The sequence below is a fragment of the Agromyces sp. CCNWLW213 genome, assembly GCF_037199545.1.
Classification (GTDB): Bacteria; Actinomycetota; Actinomycetes; order Actinomycetales; family Microbacteriaceae; genus Agromyces.
This window is the reverse complement of sequence record NZ_JBBBDX010000002.1, coordinates 448033-464313: the sequence shown is the minus strand read 5'-3', so window position 1 is coordinate 464313 and position 16281 is coordinate 448033. Positions and strand designations below refer to the sequence as shown.

Below are 16281 nucleotides of genomic sequence, written 5' to 3'. Positions count from 1 at the left end.
GGTCAGCGCACCGTTCCGGCGAGCGGTGCCGATCCGCTGGTGACGGATGCCGCGTCGGCCGTCTCGGCGGCGTCGAGCGTCACCTCGGGCACGTCGATCCGGCGGCCCGTCCGCGACGACTCGAGCCCGAGCTCGGCGAGGAGCATGCCCCGGGCGCCCGCGAGGAAGTCGTAGTGGTTGGGCGCGTCCTCGACGACGTGGCGGATGAAGTCCTCCCACTGGGTCTTGAAGCCGTTCTCGAACGCCTCGGTCGTCGGCACCTCGATCCAGTCCTGCGCGTAGTCGTGGTCGTCGGCGAGGTCGGGGTTCCAGACCGGCTTCGGCGTGGCGTTGCGGGGCTGGATCCTGCAGCCGAACAGGCCCACGACGGCCGAGCCGAGCGTGCCGTCGACCTGGAACTCGACGAGCTCATCGCGGTTGACGCGTGTGGTCCAGCTCGAGTTGAGCTGGGCGGTGACGCCGCCCTCGAGCTCGAAGATGGCGTAGGCCGCGTCATCCGCCGTCGCCGCGTAGCGGTCGCCCCGCTCGTCGACGCGCTCGGGGATCTCGGTGACGGCCTTGGCGTAGACCGACTCGACCCGCCCGAACAGGTTCTCGAGCACGTAGTTCCAGTGCGGGAACATGTCGACGACGATGCCGCCGCCGTCCTCGGCCCGGTAGTTCCAGCTCGGTCGCTGCGACGGGTGCCAGTCGCCCTCGAAGACCCAGTAGCCGAATTCGCCGCGCACGCTGAGGATGCGGCCGAAGAAGCCGGAGTCGACGAGGCGCTTGAGCTTGCGCAGGCCCGGGAGGTAGAGCTTGTCGTGCACGACGCCGTTCTTGACGCCCGCGGCGTCCGCCAGCTCGGCGAGCTCGAGCGCCTCGGCGTAGGACTCGGCCGTGGGCTTCTCGGTGTAGACGGCCTTGCCCGCGGCGATGGCCCGCTTGATCGCCGCGGCGCGCGCCTTGGTGACGAGGAAGTCGGCGTAGATCGGCCAGCGGTCGTCGGCGAGGGCCGAGTCGAGGTCGGTCGTGTAGTGCTCGATGCCGTGCTTCGCGGCGAGTTCGGCGAGCTTGCCCTCGTGGCGGCCGACGAGGAGCGGCTCGACCTGCACGCGCGTGCCGTCGGAGAGCTCGACGCCGCCCTGCTCGCGGATGGCGAGGATCGAGCGCACGAGGTGCTGGCGGTATCCCATGCGGCCGGACACGCCGTTCATGATGATGCCGATGGTCTTCGGGGTCGTCGCGTCTGCCACGGTGGGGTTCCTCTTCGAGCCGGGAGCGCGGAACGGGCGGAGCCGCCGCCGCACTGCGGGAAAGCGTTTACCCGAGTGTAGGACACGTATCCGGGATCGCGCAACACCTGCGCCGCGCTCGTGTGGTCCCGCCGGCGCGCGGCCGGCCCCCCGCGCCGAGGCGCGCGAAGTCGCCCACGGCCCCGCGGGCGGGTGCGACCTGGGCCGCGAACGACGGATGCCGCGGCGTCAGCCGCGGCGCGGCGTGGACTCCCGCAGCACGACCTCGGTGTGCACCGGCGCCTCGTCCTCGACGGTGGCGTCGCCCAGCGCGAGGCGGAGGGCGCGGCGGCCGACCTCCTCCAGCGGGATGCGCACGGTCGTGAGCGGCGGCGTCACGTCGCGCACGGTCGGGACGTCGTCGAAGCCCGCCACCGCGACGTCCGTGCCGGGTGTGAGCCCCGCATCGCGGATCGCGGACATCGCGCCGACGGCCATGACGTCGTTCGCGGCGAACACGAGCTCGACGCCGCCGAGTCCGTCGGCCAGGAGCTGCCGCATGCCCTCGTAGCCGCCGTCGCGGGTGAACTCGGGCCGGACGACGCGCTCGAGCGTGCCCCGGCCCTCCTCGAGGCCCGCCTGGAAGCCGGCGAGGCGCTCGTCGGCCGTGCGGATGCCCTCGGTGCCCGTGATCGCGGCGAAGCGACGGTAGCCGAGGTCCGTGAGCTCGCGCGCGAGCGCCTCGGCACCGGCCCGGTTGTCGAGCTGCACGGTGCGGAAGTCGAGGTCGGTGGTGCTGACGAACGCCACGCGCCCGCCGTTCGACTCGTAGGCGCGGAGCTCGGCTTCGAGGGCGTCGTTGTTCGGATCGCCCTCGCGACGGGAGGCGGCGAGGATCATGACCCGGGGACGCTGGCCGCGCAGCGTGCGGACCAGCTCGAGTTCCCGCTCGGTGTCGCGGTCGGTGGCGGCCATGGTCACGATGAGCCGCTCGCGGTCGGCCTCCCGGACGACGCCCGCGGCGATCTGCGAGAAGTAGGGGTCGGCGATGTCGGCGACGAGGAGCGCGACCGTGGTCGTCGTGCCGCGCGCGACGGCCTGGGCCGAGAGGTTGGGGGAGTAGTTGAGCTTCGCCGCGGCGGCGAGCACGCGCTGGCGATATTCCTCGTTGACCTTGCGCGTGCTGCCGTTGAGGGAACGCGAGGCGGTCGCGAGCGACACGCCGGCCTCGCGCGCGACGTCGTGCAGGGTCGCCGGAGCGTTCCGGGTGCTGGTGGCTGCGTCGCCGGCCATGGTTCCTCCGCTCGGTCGCGCCCGGGGCGGGCGCCTCGATGCTACTGCGCGGGACCGCGCGCGCCGGGGTCGTTCGGCCCGGAAATCCCGAGATGGTAGAAATGTAGCGCAGCGAGATAGCGCTTTCCCAGAGGCGCGGCGAGATGGGCGGAGCGGCGATGGCACAGCGCGAGCGATACGGACTCATCGGCACCGGGAGCCGCGCGGGCATCTACGTCGGCGCCCTCGTCGGAACCGTCCCGGGTGCCGAGCGAGTCCCCGAGATCGCCGAGCTCGTCGCGTGGAGCGACGTGAACGCCGGACGCCTCGACGTGCACGAGCGCGACGTCGTGGCGGCCGGCCACCCGGCGCCCTCCCGCTACGCGACGGAGGACCTCGAGCGCATGATCGCCGACGAGCGCCTCGACCGCGTCATCATCACCACGCCCGACGTCACGCACGCCGAGTACATCGTGCGGTCGCTGCGCGCCGGTGCCGACGTCGTGGTCGAGAAGCCGCTCACGATCGACGCCGAGGGCGTGCGCCGCATCGGGGCGGCCATCAGCCAGACCGGTCGCGAGGTCGTCACGACGTTCAACTACCGCTACAGCCCGCGCAACTCGACGTTGCGCCGGGTGATCGCCGACGGTCGCATCGGGCAGGTGACGAGCGTCCACTTCGAGTGGGCGCTCGACACCGTGCACGGCGCCGACTACTTCCGCCGCTGGCACCGCGACAAGGCGAACTCGGGCGGCCTCTTCATCCACAAGGCCTCGCACCACTTCGACCTCGTGAACTGGTGGATCGGCGCGGCGCCCGTGCGCGTCTTCGCGAGCGGGGGCCTGCGCTTCTACGGCGCCGAGAACGCCGCCGCGCGGGGACTCGGGCAGCGACCCGCGCGCGGCACGGGCGCGGTCGGCGCGGCCGGCGACCCGTTCGCGCTCGACCTCGCGGCCGACGCCCGCCTCAAGGAGCTCTACCTCGACCAGGAGCACCACGACGGCTACCTGCGCGACCGCGACGTGTTCGACCCGGGCATCACCATCGAGGACAACCTCGCCGCCCTCGTCGACTACGACTCGGGCGCGACCCTCAGCTACTCGCTCAACGCGCACGCGCCGTGGGAGGGCTACCGAGTGACGGTCAACGGCACCGAGGGCCGCGCCGAGCTCGAGGTCGTGGAGCGCGGCGCCGTGCTCATCGGCGAGGACGGCCGGGTCGTCGTCGACCCCGGCATGCACCCCGACCGCTCCGCGGTCGACGAGGTCCGTCCCGACGCCGAGCGGCTCGTGCTGCAGCGGCACTGGGAGGGTGCGCAGGTGGTCGACCTCCCCGCGGGCATCGGCGGCCACGGCGGCGGAGACGCGTACCTCCTGCGGCAGCTGTTCGACCGGGTCGCGGACGACGAGCCGCTCGGCCGCGTCGCCGGATACGCCGACGGCGTGCGTGCGGTGTCGGTCGGCATCGCCGGCAACCGCTCCCTCGAGACCGGCCGGCCCGTGCGCATCGCCGAACTCGGGCTCGGCGTCTGACGCCCTCGGCCTGGCCGGCGAGGGCCTTTCGGCCCCACGGCGCCGCACGGCGGGTGCGAGGATCCCTCACATGACCGATGGCACGAACGCCCCGGCGGGCTGGTACGACGATGGCCGCGGCCAGCGCCGCTACTGGGACGGCACGCAGTGGACCGACCACACCGCGCCCCTCGCGAGCGCCGGCGCGTACCGACCGGGCGGCGCACCGGCCGACCAGGCCGCGACGCTGCCCTACGAGACCGAGCGGACGACGGACCCGTACGCGGCGACGACCCCGTACTCGATGGCGCCGGGCGCCGTCTCGGGGACGGGGGCGACCGGTGTCTCCGCCGCGGGCGGCGCGACCGCCTACGGGGCCGCCGGACCCTACGCCGTCGCGGGCGGCCCCGGCGCGTACGGCACGCCGACCGGCGGCCCCGGCGCCCCGGGCACCGGATCGGGCAGGCTCAACGTCCTCGGCGTCGTGGCCCTCGCCCTCGCGGTGATCGGGTTCATCCTCGCCTGCATCCCGTTCGTGCAGTTCGTCGCCTGGATCGTGCTGCCGATCGCGTTCGTGCTGTCGCTCGTCGCCCTGTTCCTCGAGGGACGCAAGTGGCCGGCCATCGCGGGCCTCGTCGTCTCGGTGCTCGGCGGGATCGTCGGCGCGGTCGTGTTCGCGTTCGTCACGATCGGCGTCCTCGGCGAGCTCGCCGACTCGGGCGTCATCCAGGACCGGATCGAGCGGGAGCTCGAGGAGGAGTTCGGCACGCCCGTTCCGACCGAGGAGGCGACCGACGGCCCGGACGCCGACGCCACGGCCGGGCTCGCGTTCGGGGACACCATGACGTGGGACGACGGCGTCTCGATGACCGTGTCGGCACCCGAGCCGTACACGCCGTCGGAGCTCTCGGCGGGCGCGGACCAGGCGGTCGACCTCGTCTTCACGCTGACGATCACGAACGACTCGCCCGAGAACGTGCAGCCGGTCGTGCTGTCGACCCTGTCGTCGGACGGCACCGAGGCGACGCGGATCTTCGACGTCGGCGCCGAAGGAGGACAGGTGGGCATCCCGCCGACCACCGCGATCCTGCCGGGCGAGTCGATCACGTGGCGCGAGGCGTGGTCGGTGGCGGACGAGTCGTCGCTGACCATGCAGACCTCGCCGTCGTTCGAGTACGAGTCGGTGGTCTTCACGAGCGTGCCGCAGTAGCGGATGCCGCGGCATCCGCTCGACGCGTGGCGAACCGTCCTCACGCGGCCGATCCGTCGATCGCCGGCGCCCCCTTGGGGTAGGCGAGCAGCATCGCGCCCGACACGATCCACACGACGCCGATCGCGACGATGAGCGTCTCCGCGCCCACGCCCGCGGCGAGGCCCGCGACCGCGGCGCCCGCAGCCGCGGCCGCGGCGCGCAGACCGGCGCCGACGGTGAACACCTGCGATCGCAGCGCGGGCGGGCTCTGCTGCTTGCGGATGAGCAGCATCGCCGCCGCGCTCCCCGCCGTGAACACGCCCGACACGCCGATCGCGAAGGCCGCCCACCACGGCCCGAGGTCGGCGGCGGCCACGACGGTGAACGCGCCGGTCGCCGCGAAGCCGAGGCCCATCTCGACCTCGGGGCGCATGCGGCTCGGCCGTGCCGAGTTCCACAGGGCGCCGAGCAGGCCGCCGACGGCGAAGGCGGTCACGATGATCGCGCCCTCCGCGGCGTCGCCGGACCGTGCGATCGCGAGGGCGACCGCCGCGATCGCGAGCCCGCCCGACCCGAACTGGCTGAGCGTCCCGCTCGCCGTGATGATCGCGAGCGGCCGATGCGTGGCGATGTGCCGGAAGCCCGCGGCGATCGTCGCGAGCATGGAACTCCGTTCGTGCTCGCTCGCGACCGGCCGCAGGCGCAGCGGGATGGTGCCGAGCGCTCCGAGCAGGGCCGCGCCGGCCATGATCAGCGTGGCCGCGCGAGCCGAGCCGAGGGCGGATGCCGCCGCGACGGCCGCGGGCCCGGCGACGGCGCCGAGGTTGTAGGCGAGCGCGTCGATCGCGTACGCGCGGCGCTCGTCGGGGATCCGCTCGGTCACGAAGCTCGAGAGGCCGCCGAAGACGAAGGGCGTCGCCGCGCCCGCCACGAGCAGCGCGACCGCGACCGCCCAGGCCGGCACCGGGCCGAGGAACGCGGCCACGGCGTAGGCCGCGGCGATGACGAGCCCGGCCGCAGCGAGCAGGGTGCCGGGGCGCCGGCTGCGGTCCAGCATGGCGCCCGCGACCGGCGCGGCCACGATCGACGGCCCGAGCGCGGCGGCCGCGAGCAGGCCGCCGAGCGCGACGTCGCCCAGCTGCTCGACGGCGAGCACGGGGATCGCGACCGTGATCCCGCCGACCGCGAGGCGGGGCGGGGTCGCGGCGATGAGGTAGGTGGCGACGCCCACTCAGGCGACCGGCGCGGCCGTGCGGGCGGGCAGCTCGAGCACGCCGTCGACCCGGCGGGGGATCCCGAGCGGGTTGCCGTCGCGCAGCTCGGGCGGCAGCGCGGCATCCGGGGCGTCCTGGAATGCGATCGGACGCAGGAACCGCCGCAGGGCGGTGACGCCGACGGACGTGTGGATCGACGTGGTCGACGGCCAGGGCCCGCCGTGCTGCTGCGCCCAGCTCACGGCGACGCCCGTCGGCCAGCCGGCGAAGAGCACTCGGCCGGCGACCTCGGCGAGCACCTCGACGATGGCCCCGAGGTCGTCGCCGGGCTCGGCGTGCACGCCCGCGGTGAGGCTGCCGCCGACGGCGCGCACGACCGCGAGGGCGTCGACGACCTCCGCGTACTCGACGACGAGGGTCGACGGGCCGAAGCACTCCTGCAGCAGCACGCCGGGGTCGGCGAGCACCGTCGCGGTCGTGGTGCGCAGGACGACCGGCGCACCCGTGCCCGGCTGCTGGACCGGGTCTCCGGCGACGACCTCGACGTCGGCGCGCCCCGCGAGCCGGGCGATGCCGGTCGCGAACGCGTCGGCGATGCCGTCGGTCAGCATGGGGGCGGCGGATGCCACGGCCGCCGCCGCGCCGACGCGCTCGGCGAAGCCCGACCCGGCCGGCACCAGCACCACGCCGGGGTTCGTGCAGAACTGGCCCGCGCCGAGCGTGAACGAGCCGACCAGCCCGGCGGTGAGCTCGTCGGCGCGCGACTCGAGCGCGGCCGCGGTGATGAGCACGGGGTTCACGGCGCTGAGTTCCCCGTAGAAGGGGATGGGGTCGGGCCGCGCCGACGCGAGGTCGAACAGCGCCCGGCCGCCGTGCAGCGAGCCCGTGAACCCGACGGCGCGGATCTCGGGGTGCTGCACGAGGGCGATCCCCGCCTCGTGGCCCGTGACGTGGCCGAGGATCCCCTCGGGCGCCCCCGCCCCGACCAGCGCGGACGCGACGACCTCCGCCGTGCGGTGCGAGAGCCGCGGGTGCGCGGGGTGCCCCTTCACGATCACGGGGCAGCCGGCCGCGAGCGCCGAGGCGGTGTCGCCTCCCGCCACCGAGAACGCGAACGGGAAGTTCGAGGCGCCGAACACCGCGACGGGGCCGAGCGGGCGCAGCATGCGCCGCAGGTCGGGCCGCGGGGGGATCGTCGTCGGATCGGGGTGGTCGATCGTCGCCTCGAGGTACGACCCCTCGAGCACGGCGTCGGCGAACAGGCGGAGTTGCGCGGTCGTGCGGGCGACCTCGCCCGTGAGGCGCGTGATGCCGAGGTGCGTCTCGTCGTCGGCGATCGCGACGAGCTCGTCGCGTGCGGCGTCGAGCGCGTGGGCGGCCGCGCGCAACCAGGCGGCGCGCTCCTCGGCGGTCGAGGACACGGTGCTCGCGAAGGCGCGGCGAGCGGCCGCGGCCACGTCGTCGAGTCCGGCAGGGTTCGCGGCCTCGGCAGCGGCCCGGGCAGCAGTCCCGGTGCGTGCGATCCCGGTCGTGGCGGTCTCGGTCATGGTTCCTCCGTCGGTCGAGCGGATGCCGCGGCACCCGGCTGCTCGCTCGTGAAGCGTACGCCGAGCCCGGGGCGTCCCGTGGTGGACACCGTGGCGCCCGCGACCGCGACGGGCGACGGCTCGGCGAGTGCGCCGAGCTCCTCGAACGAGGCGTCCTCGACGGCCTCGACGAGGTGCGCTCCGGGCAGCGCGAGCGCGAGCTGCGCCGAGAGCTCGAGCAGCAGGTGCGGCGCGAGCTCGACCCCGCGGTCGGCGGCGAGCCCGGCGATGTCGAGGAACGGCGTGATGCCCCCGACCCGGACGACGTTCGGCTGCACGAGCTCGACGGCGCCGGCGTCGATGAACTCCGCGAAGCGGTACCGGGTGCGGAGGTTCTCACCGGGGGCGACGGGCACCTCGATGCGACCCATCGTCGGGCCCGGGCGGCGAGGTCCCGGAGCGCGAGGTCGAGCCCGGCCGTCGCGATGGTCGTGATGCCGCGCCCGCCGCCCTCGTGCAGGTGCCGTCACAGCGGGTCCCACAGCACGGGGGCGTCGGCGTCGCGCCCGAGGGCGAACGCGCGGATGTCGTGGTCGAGGTGCGCGCGCACCGCGGCGGCGCCGATCGTCGGCGTCCACGCGAAGCCGTACCCGATCGAACGCGCCCGCCGGCGCCGAACGGCGTGACGGGGAGGAACAGCACCCCGTCGAAGCCGAGGCGTGCGGCGGTCGACGTCATACGGTCCTCGTCCCCGTGGTCGCGGTGACGGCGGATGCCGTGCCGAGCTCGGTCCGCCAATCGCGGACCGGCCGCCAGCCCAGGCGGTCGGCCGCCTTGCGGATCGAGAACACCGGCGCGGTGCCCTCGAGCGAATCGGCGGCGGGACCGAGGCCCGGCGCGAACTCGCGCCACAACTCGGCGACCGGTCGCTCGGCGAGGGCGTCGGCCGCGCCGACGAGGTATCCCTCGCCGTCGACGGCGCCGTGGTCGGCGGCGAGCCAGGCCTCGACGAAGCCCGCGACGTCGCGCGCGTCGACGTAGTCGAACAGGCTGGCGGCCGCGAGGGCCGGGTCGGCGAGGCGGGCGGCGACGGTGTGCCCCTGCTGGGTCGGCGCGCCGGCCCACTCCTCGGGGGAGATCACGTAGCAGGGACGGAAGAACCCGTACGCGCCGGGCGCGGTGCGCGCGAACATCCGCACGGTCTCCTCGACGACCGCCTTCGACAGCGCGTAGGCGTGGGCCGGTTCGCTCGGATGGCGCTCGTCGAGCGGCACGGCGTGCGCGCGCCATCCGGATGCGGAGTAGCCGATGACGGTCGGGCTCGACGCGGCGAGCACGCGGGCCACCCCGGCGGATGCCGCGGCCGCGAGCACGTCGTGGGCCAGCGCGGTGTTGGCGAGCAGGATGTCGCGCTCGGGCGCGCTGAACGGCACGGCGATGCCGGCGAGGTGCACGAGGGCGTCGGGCCGGAGGTCGGCGAGGGCGCGGGCCGCCGCGCCGGCGTCGGCCAGGTCGACCGCCCGCTCCGTGACGCCCGACAGTCCGGCCGGCACGCGGTCGAGGCCGGTGATCTCGTGTCCTGCGGCGGCGAGCCCCGTCGCGAGCGACCGGCCGAGGCGACCGGACGACCCCGTGACGACGACTCGCATCGTGCTCCTCTCGCGGACCGCGCGCTGAGAAACCGGCTTCCAGCCAGCGTAGGCGGCGCGGTGCGAGCCGGCAACCCGACGGCCTCCCTACGCGGCCGTGCGGGGGTCCACGCGCTTCCGCAGTCCGCGGAGCATGCCGCGCGACATGACGAAGTCGGCGGGCACGATGAACAGGTGCGCGCCGAGGGTCAGCCACCACGGCGCGGTGCGCGCGCGCCACCGGAACACGAGCCGGGTGGCGCGACCGCCGTCGACCGGGCTGAGCCGGAAGCTCCAGGTCCAGTGCAGCCGGGCGAGGTCGCGCTGGCGCCAGGTCAGCGGCAGGTGCGTCGTCGACTCGAGCACGAGCCGTCGCGCGGCCTCCACCTCGCGCACCGTGAAGCCGCAGACCGTCTCGGGCGCGCCGTCGGGGATGACGTCGCCGACCTCGATCGCCTGGAACTCGTCGTGGATGCGGCCGGCGCTCGGCCAGTTGTCGGGGAAGAGCAGCACGTCGACCCACCGCGGCGTGTACCAGCCGCCGCGGTGCCATCCGACCTGCACGAGCCACGGCCAGATCCGGTCGGGTGGGGCCGGCAGCGTCGCGGCATGCGTGGCGACGATCTGCGGATCGTCGACCAGATCGTCGCCGGGCAGCCGAGCCCGGCGCTCGGCGGCGGTCGACCCGTATGTTCGGCCGAGCCACTGCAGCACCGCCGCGCCGACGGCGACCGGACCGACGAGGGCGAGCGCGACGGTGCGACGTGAGGGCATGCGCCGAGTCTGGCGATCATCGACCGATCAGGAAGGGGCCGATGGTCCCTCCGCCTCGGGGGCCGGTCGACCGGTGCCCCGCTTCGCACCGCTCAGGGCGCTCCGATCCGCGGGCGCTCGCGTTCCGGTCGCGCATCCAGCCGGCGGGGGCAGGATGGAGCCATGAGGGACTCCGCTGCGATCGACCTCACCGAGGACGAGATCCGCGAGGTCGTCGGCTTCGCGGCCCGCTGCGCGAGCGACGTGCTGCTCGTCTTCGAGCGCGACGCGCCGGATGACGTCCGGCCTCGGCACGCCATCGAGGCCGCACTCGACTTCGCCCACGGAGGCGCGCGGACCAGCGCACTCCGGGCTTCGGCGTGGGCGGCATATCGGGCGACGCAGTCGGTCGGATCCCCGGCCGCGTCCGAGGCCGCGCACGCCGCGAGCGCGGCGGCGGGCGCCGCATTCCTGCATCCGCTCGCCCAGGCGGACCAGGTCAAGCACGTGCTCGGTTCCGCGGCGCACGCGGCGCGGGCCGTCGAGCTCGATGCGGAGGGCGCGACCGGGGTCGGCGAGGCCTACCTCGAGGAGGAGCTTCCCGAGGTGCCGGGAACGGTCGTCCTGTTGCTGCGTCGGTATCCGCCCGCGCCGGACGGCGGCGGACGCGTGGGGGAGTTGACGCGCCGTCTCGATGCGATGGTGCGCGGGCGAGCGTGAGTGCGAGGCCTGACTCTGGCCGTGCGCCGGGTTCCACGGGAGAATTCGGGCATGTCGGACTTCGTCGCGCGCGACCGCGCCGTACCCAACCTCCCGTCCCGCGATCTCGACGCCACCGAGCGGTTCTACGGCGGTTTCGGCTTCGAGCGCAGCTTCCGGGACGACGGCTGGATGATCCTGCGTCGCGGCGACCTCCAGCTGGAGTTCTTCCCGTTCCCCGATCTGGATCCGGCGGCGAGCTCGAGCCGATGCACCGTCCGGGTCGCCGACGTCGACGAGCTCGCGGGGGCCGTCGCCGCCGCGGGCGTGCCCGTCGCCGAGCACGGATTCCCGCGACTGCACGAGGTGCGGGCGCAGGAGTGGGGCCTCCGGGCCGGCCACCTGGTCGACCCGGATGGGAACCTGCTCACGCTGATCGCGGAGCCGGCCTGACGCGGCATCCGCACGAGCGACGTCGGTGTAGACTGGGATAGCGCTTTCCTAGGCGGCAGGCCCGCACCGACCGCCCGACCGGATCGATGACGACCACGAGGAGACCGATGCCCGACCTCCGGATCGCACGCGACGACGACCGGCTCGTGGTCGAGGCCCGCGGTGCCATGCTCGCCGAGTACGTCTTCCGTCCCGCCCACCCCACGTTCGAGTCGCCGCGGCCCTACTTCAGCCCGATCCGCACGCTCGGCGGCGCCACCGTCTCGTTGTACCGCCCGCACGACCACGTGTGGCACAAGGGCCTCGCCTGGTCGCTTCCGGTCGTGGGCGACGAGAACTTCTGGGGCGGTCCGACCTTCGTCCGCGGCGAGGGCTACGTGCACCTGCCGAACAACGGCGAGCAGCGGCACCTCGGCTTCCAGCCTCTGGATGCCGCGCCGGCCGAGAACCGGGCCCGCTTCGTCGAACGCCTCGAGTGGATCACCCAGGCCGGCGAGCGGATCTTCGACGAGCGCCGCACGCTCGCGGCCGCCCTGCTCGACGACGAGGCCTGGCTGCTCGGCTTCGGCACCCGGATGTCCAACGTCGCCGATCGCGCGATCCCCATCGGCTCGCCGACCACGCGCGGACGCGAGAACGCCGGGTACGGCGGCCTGTTCTGGCGGGGGCCGCGATCGTTCACCGGCGGCCGCGTCCTCGCGCCGGGCATCGCCGGCGGCGACGAGCTGCGCGGCATCCGCTCGCCCTGGATGGGGTTCACCGGCCGGCACGACGGGACGGATGCCGCGTCGACCGTGCTCATCGTCGACGACCCGGACAACCTGCAGCACCCGCCGCAGTGGTTCGCCCGGAGCGAGGAGTTCGCGTGCCTCTGCCCGGCGCCGTTCTTCAGCGAGGAGCACGTGATCGCGCCCGGCGCCGCCATGTCGCTGCGGTACGGCGTCGTGATCGCGGACGGCGCCTCCGATCCCGGGCGCGCGGCGCGGCTCGCGGAGGCCGCCGCCGGGCGGCTGCCCGAGCTCCTCGGATCCGTCCGGACCGCTGCCGTGAGGGCTGCGGCGCCGTGACGGCCCCCGCGTTCCCGGGCCAAGCGCTCGGCATGTGCGGACGCCTGAACCGATACGAGCCCGCCACCGACCGCGTCCGACCACGACGGAGGAGACCGATGACCGCCCCCACGACCCCGTTGCGCGCCGCGATCGTCGGCACCGGCGCGATCGCGCACGCGCATGCCCGCGCGATCGCCGCGACGCCCGACGCCGAGCTCGTCGCCGTCGTCGACCGCGACCTCGACCATGCCCGCGACTTCGCCGACCGCTGGGGCGGACCCGAGGTCGCCGACTCCCTCGAGGCGCTGCTCGCAGCCGGCGGGATCGACGTGCTCCACGTCTGCACCCCGCCCGGTGTGCACGCCGAGCAGGCCATCGCCGCGCTCGACGCCGGCGCGCACGTCGTCTGCGAGAAGCCCGCCGCGCTGTCGCTCGACGAGCTCGACGCGATGACGGATGCCGCCTCGCGCAACGACCGTCGCCTCGCGGTCGTGTTCCAGCAGCGCACGGGCACCGCCGCCGCACACGTGAAGGGGCTGCTGGACTCCGGGGCGCTCGGCCGGCCGCTCGTCGCGACCTGCCAGACGCTCTGGTACCGCGACCCCGAGTACTTCGCCGTGCCGTGGCGCGGCGAGTGGGCCACCGAGGGCGGCGGGCCGACGCTCGGGCACGGCATCCACCAGATCGACCTGCTCGCCTGGCTGCTCGGCGAATGGGCGAGCGTGAACGGGCAGCTCTGGCGCCTCGCTCGCGACACCCAGACGGAGGACGTGTCGACCGCCGTCATCGCGTTCGAGTCGGGGGTCGTGGCATCCGTGGTCACGAGCGCGGTCTCGCCGCGCGAGACCAGCTCCATCCGCATCGACACCGAACTGGCGACCGTCACCGTCGACCACCTGTACGGCCACGGCCACGAGCACTGGCGCATCACCCCGGCGCCGGGGGTGGACGCCGACCTCGTCGACGGCTGGGCGCTCCCATCGCAGGAGGAGCCGAGCGGCCACGACCCGCTCGTGCGCGACATCTACCGGGCGCTCGCAGCCGGCCAGCCGCTGCCCTCGACGGCGACGGACGCGGTCCGGTCGTTCGAGATCGTGACCGCGATCTCCGCATCGGCCGCGAGCGGCGCGGCGGTCGCGCGCGAGCGACTCCGCGACGACGCCGACCGGCGGCGGAGCCTCGAGGCGCCGGTCGTCGACCTCCGACGATGAGCGCCGCGGTCGAGCCGCCCGCGGACGACGCGCTCTTCCACGACCCCGTCCACGACGGCGCGACGGACCCGACCGTCATCCGGCACCACGCGACGGGGGAGTGGTGGATGTTCTACACGCAGCGCAGGGCGACCGTCGAGGAGCCCGGCGTCGCGTGGGTGCACGGCAGCCGCATCGGCGCGGCGCGGTCGTCCGACGGCCTGGACTGGCGGTACGCCGGGACGCTCGACGACCTGCGCCTCGGCGACGGGCCCGAGACGCACTGGGCGCCGGAAGTGGTCCACGACGGCCGGCGGTACCGCATGTACCTCACGGTCATCGCCGGGATCCCCGACCGCTGGGAGGGGCACCCGCGGCGCATCGTCGAGTACGCGAGCGACGACCTCGAGCGGTGGCGCGCGGTGGGCGACGTCCGGCTGGACTCCGACCGGGTCATCGACGCCTGCGTCGCGAGGTGCCCGGACGGGCTCTGGCGCCTCTGGGTCAAGGACGAGGCGGACGCCTCGACCACGCATGTCGCCACGAGCGTCGACCTCGCACCGGGGTCGTGGCGCGTCGGGGGGCGCGCGGTCGGCGGGCGCCCGCACGAGGGGCCGAACGTGTTCGAGCTCGGCGGCCGCTGGTGGATGCTCGTGGACGAATGGCGCGGGATGGGCGTGTTCGGCTCGGACGATGCCGTGACGTGGGAACGCCAAGGCGGCCCGGACGACGTGATCCTCGGCGGACCCGGCCGCCGTCGCGGCGATGCGACCTTCGGGCGCCACGGCGACGTCGTCGTCGCGGGCGACCGGGCGCTCCTGTACTACTTCACGCACCCGCACTGGGACGGTTCCGAGCTGGGCTCGACGGATGCCGCCGCCGCACGCCGATCGGCGATCTTCGCCTCGCCCCTTCGCGTCGAGCACGGCGTCCTCGTGTGCGACCGGGACGCACCGCTGGTGCCGCTCGGACGCTGACCCGGGCGGAACCGGCGGGCGACCCTGCCGTCGCGGCGCCGGCGGGCGATGTCGCCGACGCCCGGCCATGCCGCGGCATCCGTTACGGTTGGATCACAGTTGAAACGATTTTTCCCCGGCGGTTGACCCCCGGAGAGCGCGGCGCTACTCTTGGGGAAGCGCTTTCCCACCCGAGCGTGATGCACCAGGCAGACAGCGACGTTTCCAGGAGGACAACGATGTTCAACTTCCGCACCCGACGTGCGGCGCTCGCCGGCGTCGCCCTCGCCGCGAGCACCGCGCTCGTGCTCGCGGGGTGCTCCGGGGGCGGCGACGCCGAGCCGGCCGCCGCGTACGACCCCGACGAGGAGGTCACGCTCGACCTCGCCTTCTGGGGCAACGACGTCCGCGCCGCGATGTACGACGAGGCCATCGCCGCGTTCAACGAGGAGTACCCGAACATCACCGTCAACGCCCAGTTCCTCGGTTTCCCCGAGTTCTGGGAGAAGCGGCAGACCGAAGCGGCCGGGGGCGGGCTGCCCGACGTCATGCAGTTCGACTACTCCTATCTCCGCCAGTACTCCGAGAACGGGCTGCTGCTCGACCTCGAGCCGTACCTCGGCACGATCATCGACACCGAGCCGCTGTCGCAGCAGATCCTCGACATCGGCGTCGTCGACGGGCAGACGACCGGCATCCCGACCTCGACCAACGCCTGGGGCATGTACACCAACCCGACGCTGCTCGATTCGGTCGGCGTCGAGTCCTACGAGGGCGGCGGCAGCTGGGAGGACTACGACGACTGGATGAAGGAGGTCAGCGACGCCGGCGGCGGAACGATCTTCGGCGGCACGGACTACACCGGCCGGATCCAGAACTTCGAGATCCAGCAGCGCGCCCAGGGCGAGGACCTCTTCACCGAGGACGGCGAGCCGAACTTCACCGAGGAGGACCTCGCGGAGTTCTGGGAGCAGGCCGACGGCATCCGCACCGACGGCACCGTCATCGGCCAGCAGAAGCTGGAGGAGGTCTACCCGCTGTCGGGCTTCGACTCCGCCTCCACCGCGAGCGAGCTCACGTGGGACAACTTCGGCGCCGGCTACCTCGGCAACCTGGGCGAGGGGTACACCGAGCTCGGCCTGGTCGCCCCGCCCGTCACGGAGGAGGGCGCGAAGGACCTCTACCTCAAGCCGTCGATGCTGCACTCGATCGCCTCGACGACCGACCACCCCGAGGCCGCCGCGACCCTGCTGGACTACCTCGTGAACGCGCCCGAGGTCGGCGCGGCCTTCGGCACGAACCGCGGCATCCCCGCGTCGGAGACCCAGCTCGAGGGGGCCGAGCTCGACCCGCTCGGCCAGCAGATCGCCGACTACGAGGAGTCCATCGCGGACCGCCTCGGCGACGCCCCGCCCGTGCCGATCGTCGGCTACGGCACCCTCGAGGAGAAGTTCCGGCAGATCGGCCAGGAGCTCGGCTACGGCACGATCACGGTCGACGAGGCCGTCGAGCAGTTCTTCGCCGAGATGGACATCGTCCTGAACCAGTAGCGGCACCCCGGGTCCGGGCGCACGCCCGGACCCGGAGTACCCTCGGGACCGAACGGGAGAACCACTGTGACCAG

Annotated in this window: 15 protein-coding genes; 8 read left to right on the top strand and 7 right to left on the bottom strand. The window is 74.1% G+C overall.

Annotation, left to right across the window (positions count from 1 at the left end; genetic code table 11):
- Window positions 1–2: 2 nt before the first annotated feature.
- The gene (locus tag WBQ80_RS06430) at window positions 3–1196 is read right to left on the bottom strand and encodes a Gfo/Idh/MocA family protein (protein ID WP_336570574.1); all 1194 of its coding nucleotides are present in this window, start codon (window positions 1194–1196) and stop codon (window positions 3–5) included.
- 267 nt (window positions 1197–1463) lie between these two features.
- Window positions 1464–2507, bottom strand: a complete 1044-nt coding sequence (locus WBQ80_RS06425) for a LacI family DNA-binding transcriptional regulator (RefSeq protein ID WP_336570387.1) — start codon at window positions 2505–2507, stop codon at window positions 1464–1466.
- 158 nt (window positions 2508–2665) lie between these two features.
- Here WBQ80_RS06425 and WBQ80_RS06420 point away from each other — a divergent pair, with 158 nt between their 5' ends.
- Together WBQ80_RS06420 and WBQ80_RS06415 are read left to right on the top strand one after the other, a co-directional pair.
- Window positions 2666–4018 carry a Gfo/Idh/MocA family protein gene (locus tag WBQ80_RS06420; RefSeq protein ID WP_336570386.1) on the top strand — a complete coding sequence of 451 codons (1353 nt, stop codon included), beginning with the start codon at window positions 2666–2668 and terminating at the stop codon, window positions 4016–4018.
- Between the two features lie 70 nt (window positions 4019–4088).
- Window positions 4089–5207, top strand: coding sequence for a DUF2510 domain-containing protein (locus WBQ80_RS06415; RefSeq protein ID WP_336570385.1), 1119 nt, complete (start codon window positions 4089–4091; stop codon window positions 5205–5207).
- Window positions 5208–5247: 40 nt separating this feature from the next.
- Here WBQ80_RS06415 and WBQ80_RS06410 read toward each other — a convergent pair whose 3' ends face one another.
- From WBQ80_RS06410 to WBQ80_RS06390, 5 genes are all read right to left on the bottom strand, one after another.
- On the bottom strand, window positions 5248–6420 hold the full coding sequence (locus WBQ80_RS06410; RefSeq protein WP_336570384.1) for an MFS transporter: 1173 nt from the start codon (window positions 6418–6420) through the stop codon (window positions 5248–5250).
- The gene (locus WBQ80_RS06405) at window positions 6421–7950 is read right to left on the bottom strand and encodes an aldehyde dehydrogenase (NADP(+)) (protein WP_336570383.1); all 1530 of its coding nucleotides are present in this window, start codon (window positions 7948–7950) and stop codon (window positions 6421–6423) included.
- Window positions 7947–8360: an enolase C-terminal domain-like protein gene (locus WBQ80_RS06400; protein WP_336570382.1), complete on the bottom strand. Its 414-nt coding sequence runs from the start codon at window positions 8358–8360 to the stop codon at window positions 7947–7949. Before WBQ80_RS06400 ends, WBQ80_RS06405 begins: the two co-directional genes overlap by 4 nt.
- A 303-nt stretch (window positions 8361–8663) precedes the next feature.
- Entirely contained in the window at window positions 8664–9578 is a 915-nt protein-coding gene (locus WBQ80_RS06395) for an NAD-dependent epimerase/dehydratase family protein (RefSeq protein ID WP_336572661.1), read from the bottom strand.
- Window positions 9579–9665: 87 nt separating this feature from the next.
- Entirely contained in the window at window positions 9666–10331 is a 666-nt protein-coding gene (locus tag WBQ80_RS06390) for an SRPBCC family protein (protein ID WP_336572660.1), read from the bottom strand.
- 162 nt (window positions 10332–10493) lie between these two features.
- On the opposite strand from WBQ80_RS06390, the gene WBQ80_RS06385 reads away from it, so the two are divergent.
- From WBQ80_RS06385 to WBQ80_RS06360, 6 genes are all read left to right on the top strand, one after another.
- Window positions 10494–11030, top strand: coding sequence for a putative immunity protein (locus WBQ80_RS06385; RefSeq protein ID WP_336572659.1), 537 nt, complete (start codon window positions 10494–10496; stop codon window positions 11028–11030).
- Window positions 11031–11081: 51 nt separating this feature from the next.
- On the top strand, window positions 11082–11462 hold the full coding sequence (locus WBQ80_RS06380; protein WP_336572658.1) for a VOC family protein: 381 nt from the start codon (window positions 11082–11084) through the stop codon (window positions 11460–11462).
- A gap of 107 nt (window positions 11463–11569) precedes the next feature.
- Window positions 11570–12529, top strand: a complete 960-nt coding sequence (locus tag WBQ80_RS06375) for a PmoA family protein (RefSeq protein WP_336572657.1) — start codon at window positions 11570–11572, stop codon at window positions 12527–12529.
- Window positions 12530–12627: 98 nt separating this feature from the next.
- Window positions 12628–13722 carry a Gfo/Idh/MocA family protein gene (locus tag WBQ80_RS06370; protein WP_336572656.1) on the top strand — a complete coding sequence of 365 codons (1095 nt, stop codon included), beginning with the start codon at window positions 12628–12630 and terminating at the stop codon, window positions 13720–13722.
- On the top strand, window positions 13719–14678 hold the full coding sequence (locus WBQ80_RS06365) for a hypothetical protein (RefSeq protein WP_336572655.1): 960 nt from the start codon (window positions 13719–13721) through the stop codon (window positions 14676–14678). Before WBQ80_RS06370 ends, WBQ80_RS06365 begins: the two co-directional genes overlap by 4 nt.
- Window positions 14679–14896: 218 nt before the next feature.
- Complete coding sequence (locus WBQ80_RS06360; protein WP_336572654.1) at window positions 14897–16207, top strand: ABC transporter substrate-binding protein; 1311 nt, start codon at window positions 14897–14899, stop codon at window positions 16205–16207.
- Window positions 16208–16281: the final 74 nt, after the last annotated feature.

Excerpts from the sequence above, each read along its gene's own strand:
- WBQ80_RS06430 (WP_336570574.1), bottom strand. The coding sequence starts at position 1,196 with ATGAACGGCGTGTCCGGCCGCATGGGATACCGCCAGCACCTCGTGCGC.
- WBQ80_RS06425 (WP_336570387.1), bottom strand. The coding sequence starts at position 2,507 with ATGGCCGGCGACGCAGCCACCAGCACCCGGAACGCTCCGGCGACCCTG.
- WBQ80_RS06420 (WP_336570386.1), top strand. The coding sequence starts at position 2,666 with ATGGCACAGCGCGAGCGATACGGACTCATCGGCACCGGGAGCCGCGCG.
- WBQ80_RS06415 (WP_336570385.1), top strand. The coding sequence starts at position 4,089 with ATGACCGATGGCACGAACGCCCCGGCGGGCTGGTACGACGATGGCCGC.
- WBQ80_RS06405 (WP_336570383.1), bottom strand. The coding sequence starts at position 7,950 with ATGACCGAGACCGCCACGACCGGGATCGCACGCACCGGGACTGCTGCC.
- WBQ80_RS06400 (WP_336570382.1), bottom strand. The coding sequence starts at position 8,360 with ATGGGTCGCATCGAGGTGCCCGTCGCCCCCGGTGAGAACCTCCGCACC.
- WBQ80_RS06395 (WP_336572661.1), bottom strand. The coding sequence starts at position 9,578 with ATGCGAGTCGTCGTCACGGGGTCGTCCGGTCGCCTCGGCCGGTCGCTC.
- WBQ80_RS06390 (WP_336572660.1), bottom strand. The coding sequence starts at position 10,331 with ATGCCCTCACGTCGCACCGTCGCGCTCGCCCTCGTCGGTCCGGTCGCC.
- WBQ80_RS06385 (WP_336572659.1), top strand. The coding sequence starts at position 10,494 with ATGAGGGACTCCGCTGCGATCGACCTCACCGAGGACGAGATCCGCGAG.
- WBQ80_RS06380 (WP_336572658.1), top strand. The coding sequence starts at position 11,082 with ATGTCGGACTTCGTCGCGCGCGACCGCGCCGTACCCAACCTCCCGTCC.
- WBQ80_RS06375 (WP_336572657.1), top strand. The coding sequence starts at position 11,570 with ATGCCCGACCTCCGGATCGCACGCGACGACGACCGGCTCGTGGTCGAG.
- WBQ80_RS06370 (WP_336572656.1), top strand. The coding sequence starts at position 12,628 with ATGACCGCCCCCACGACCCCGTTGCGCGCCGCGATCGTCGGCACCGGC.
- WBQ80_RS06365 (WP_336572655.1), top strand. The coding sequence starts at position 13,719 with ATGAGCGCCGCGGTCGAGCCGCCCGCGGACGACGCGCTCTTCCACGAC.
- WBQ80_RS06360 (WP_336572654.1), top strand. The coding sequence starts at position 14,897 with ATGTTCAACTTCCGCACCCGACGTGCGGCGCTCGCCGGCGTCGCCCTC.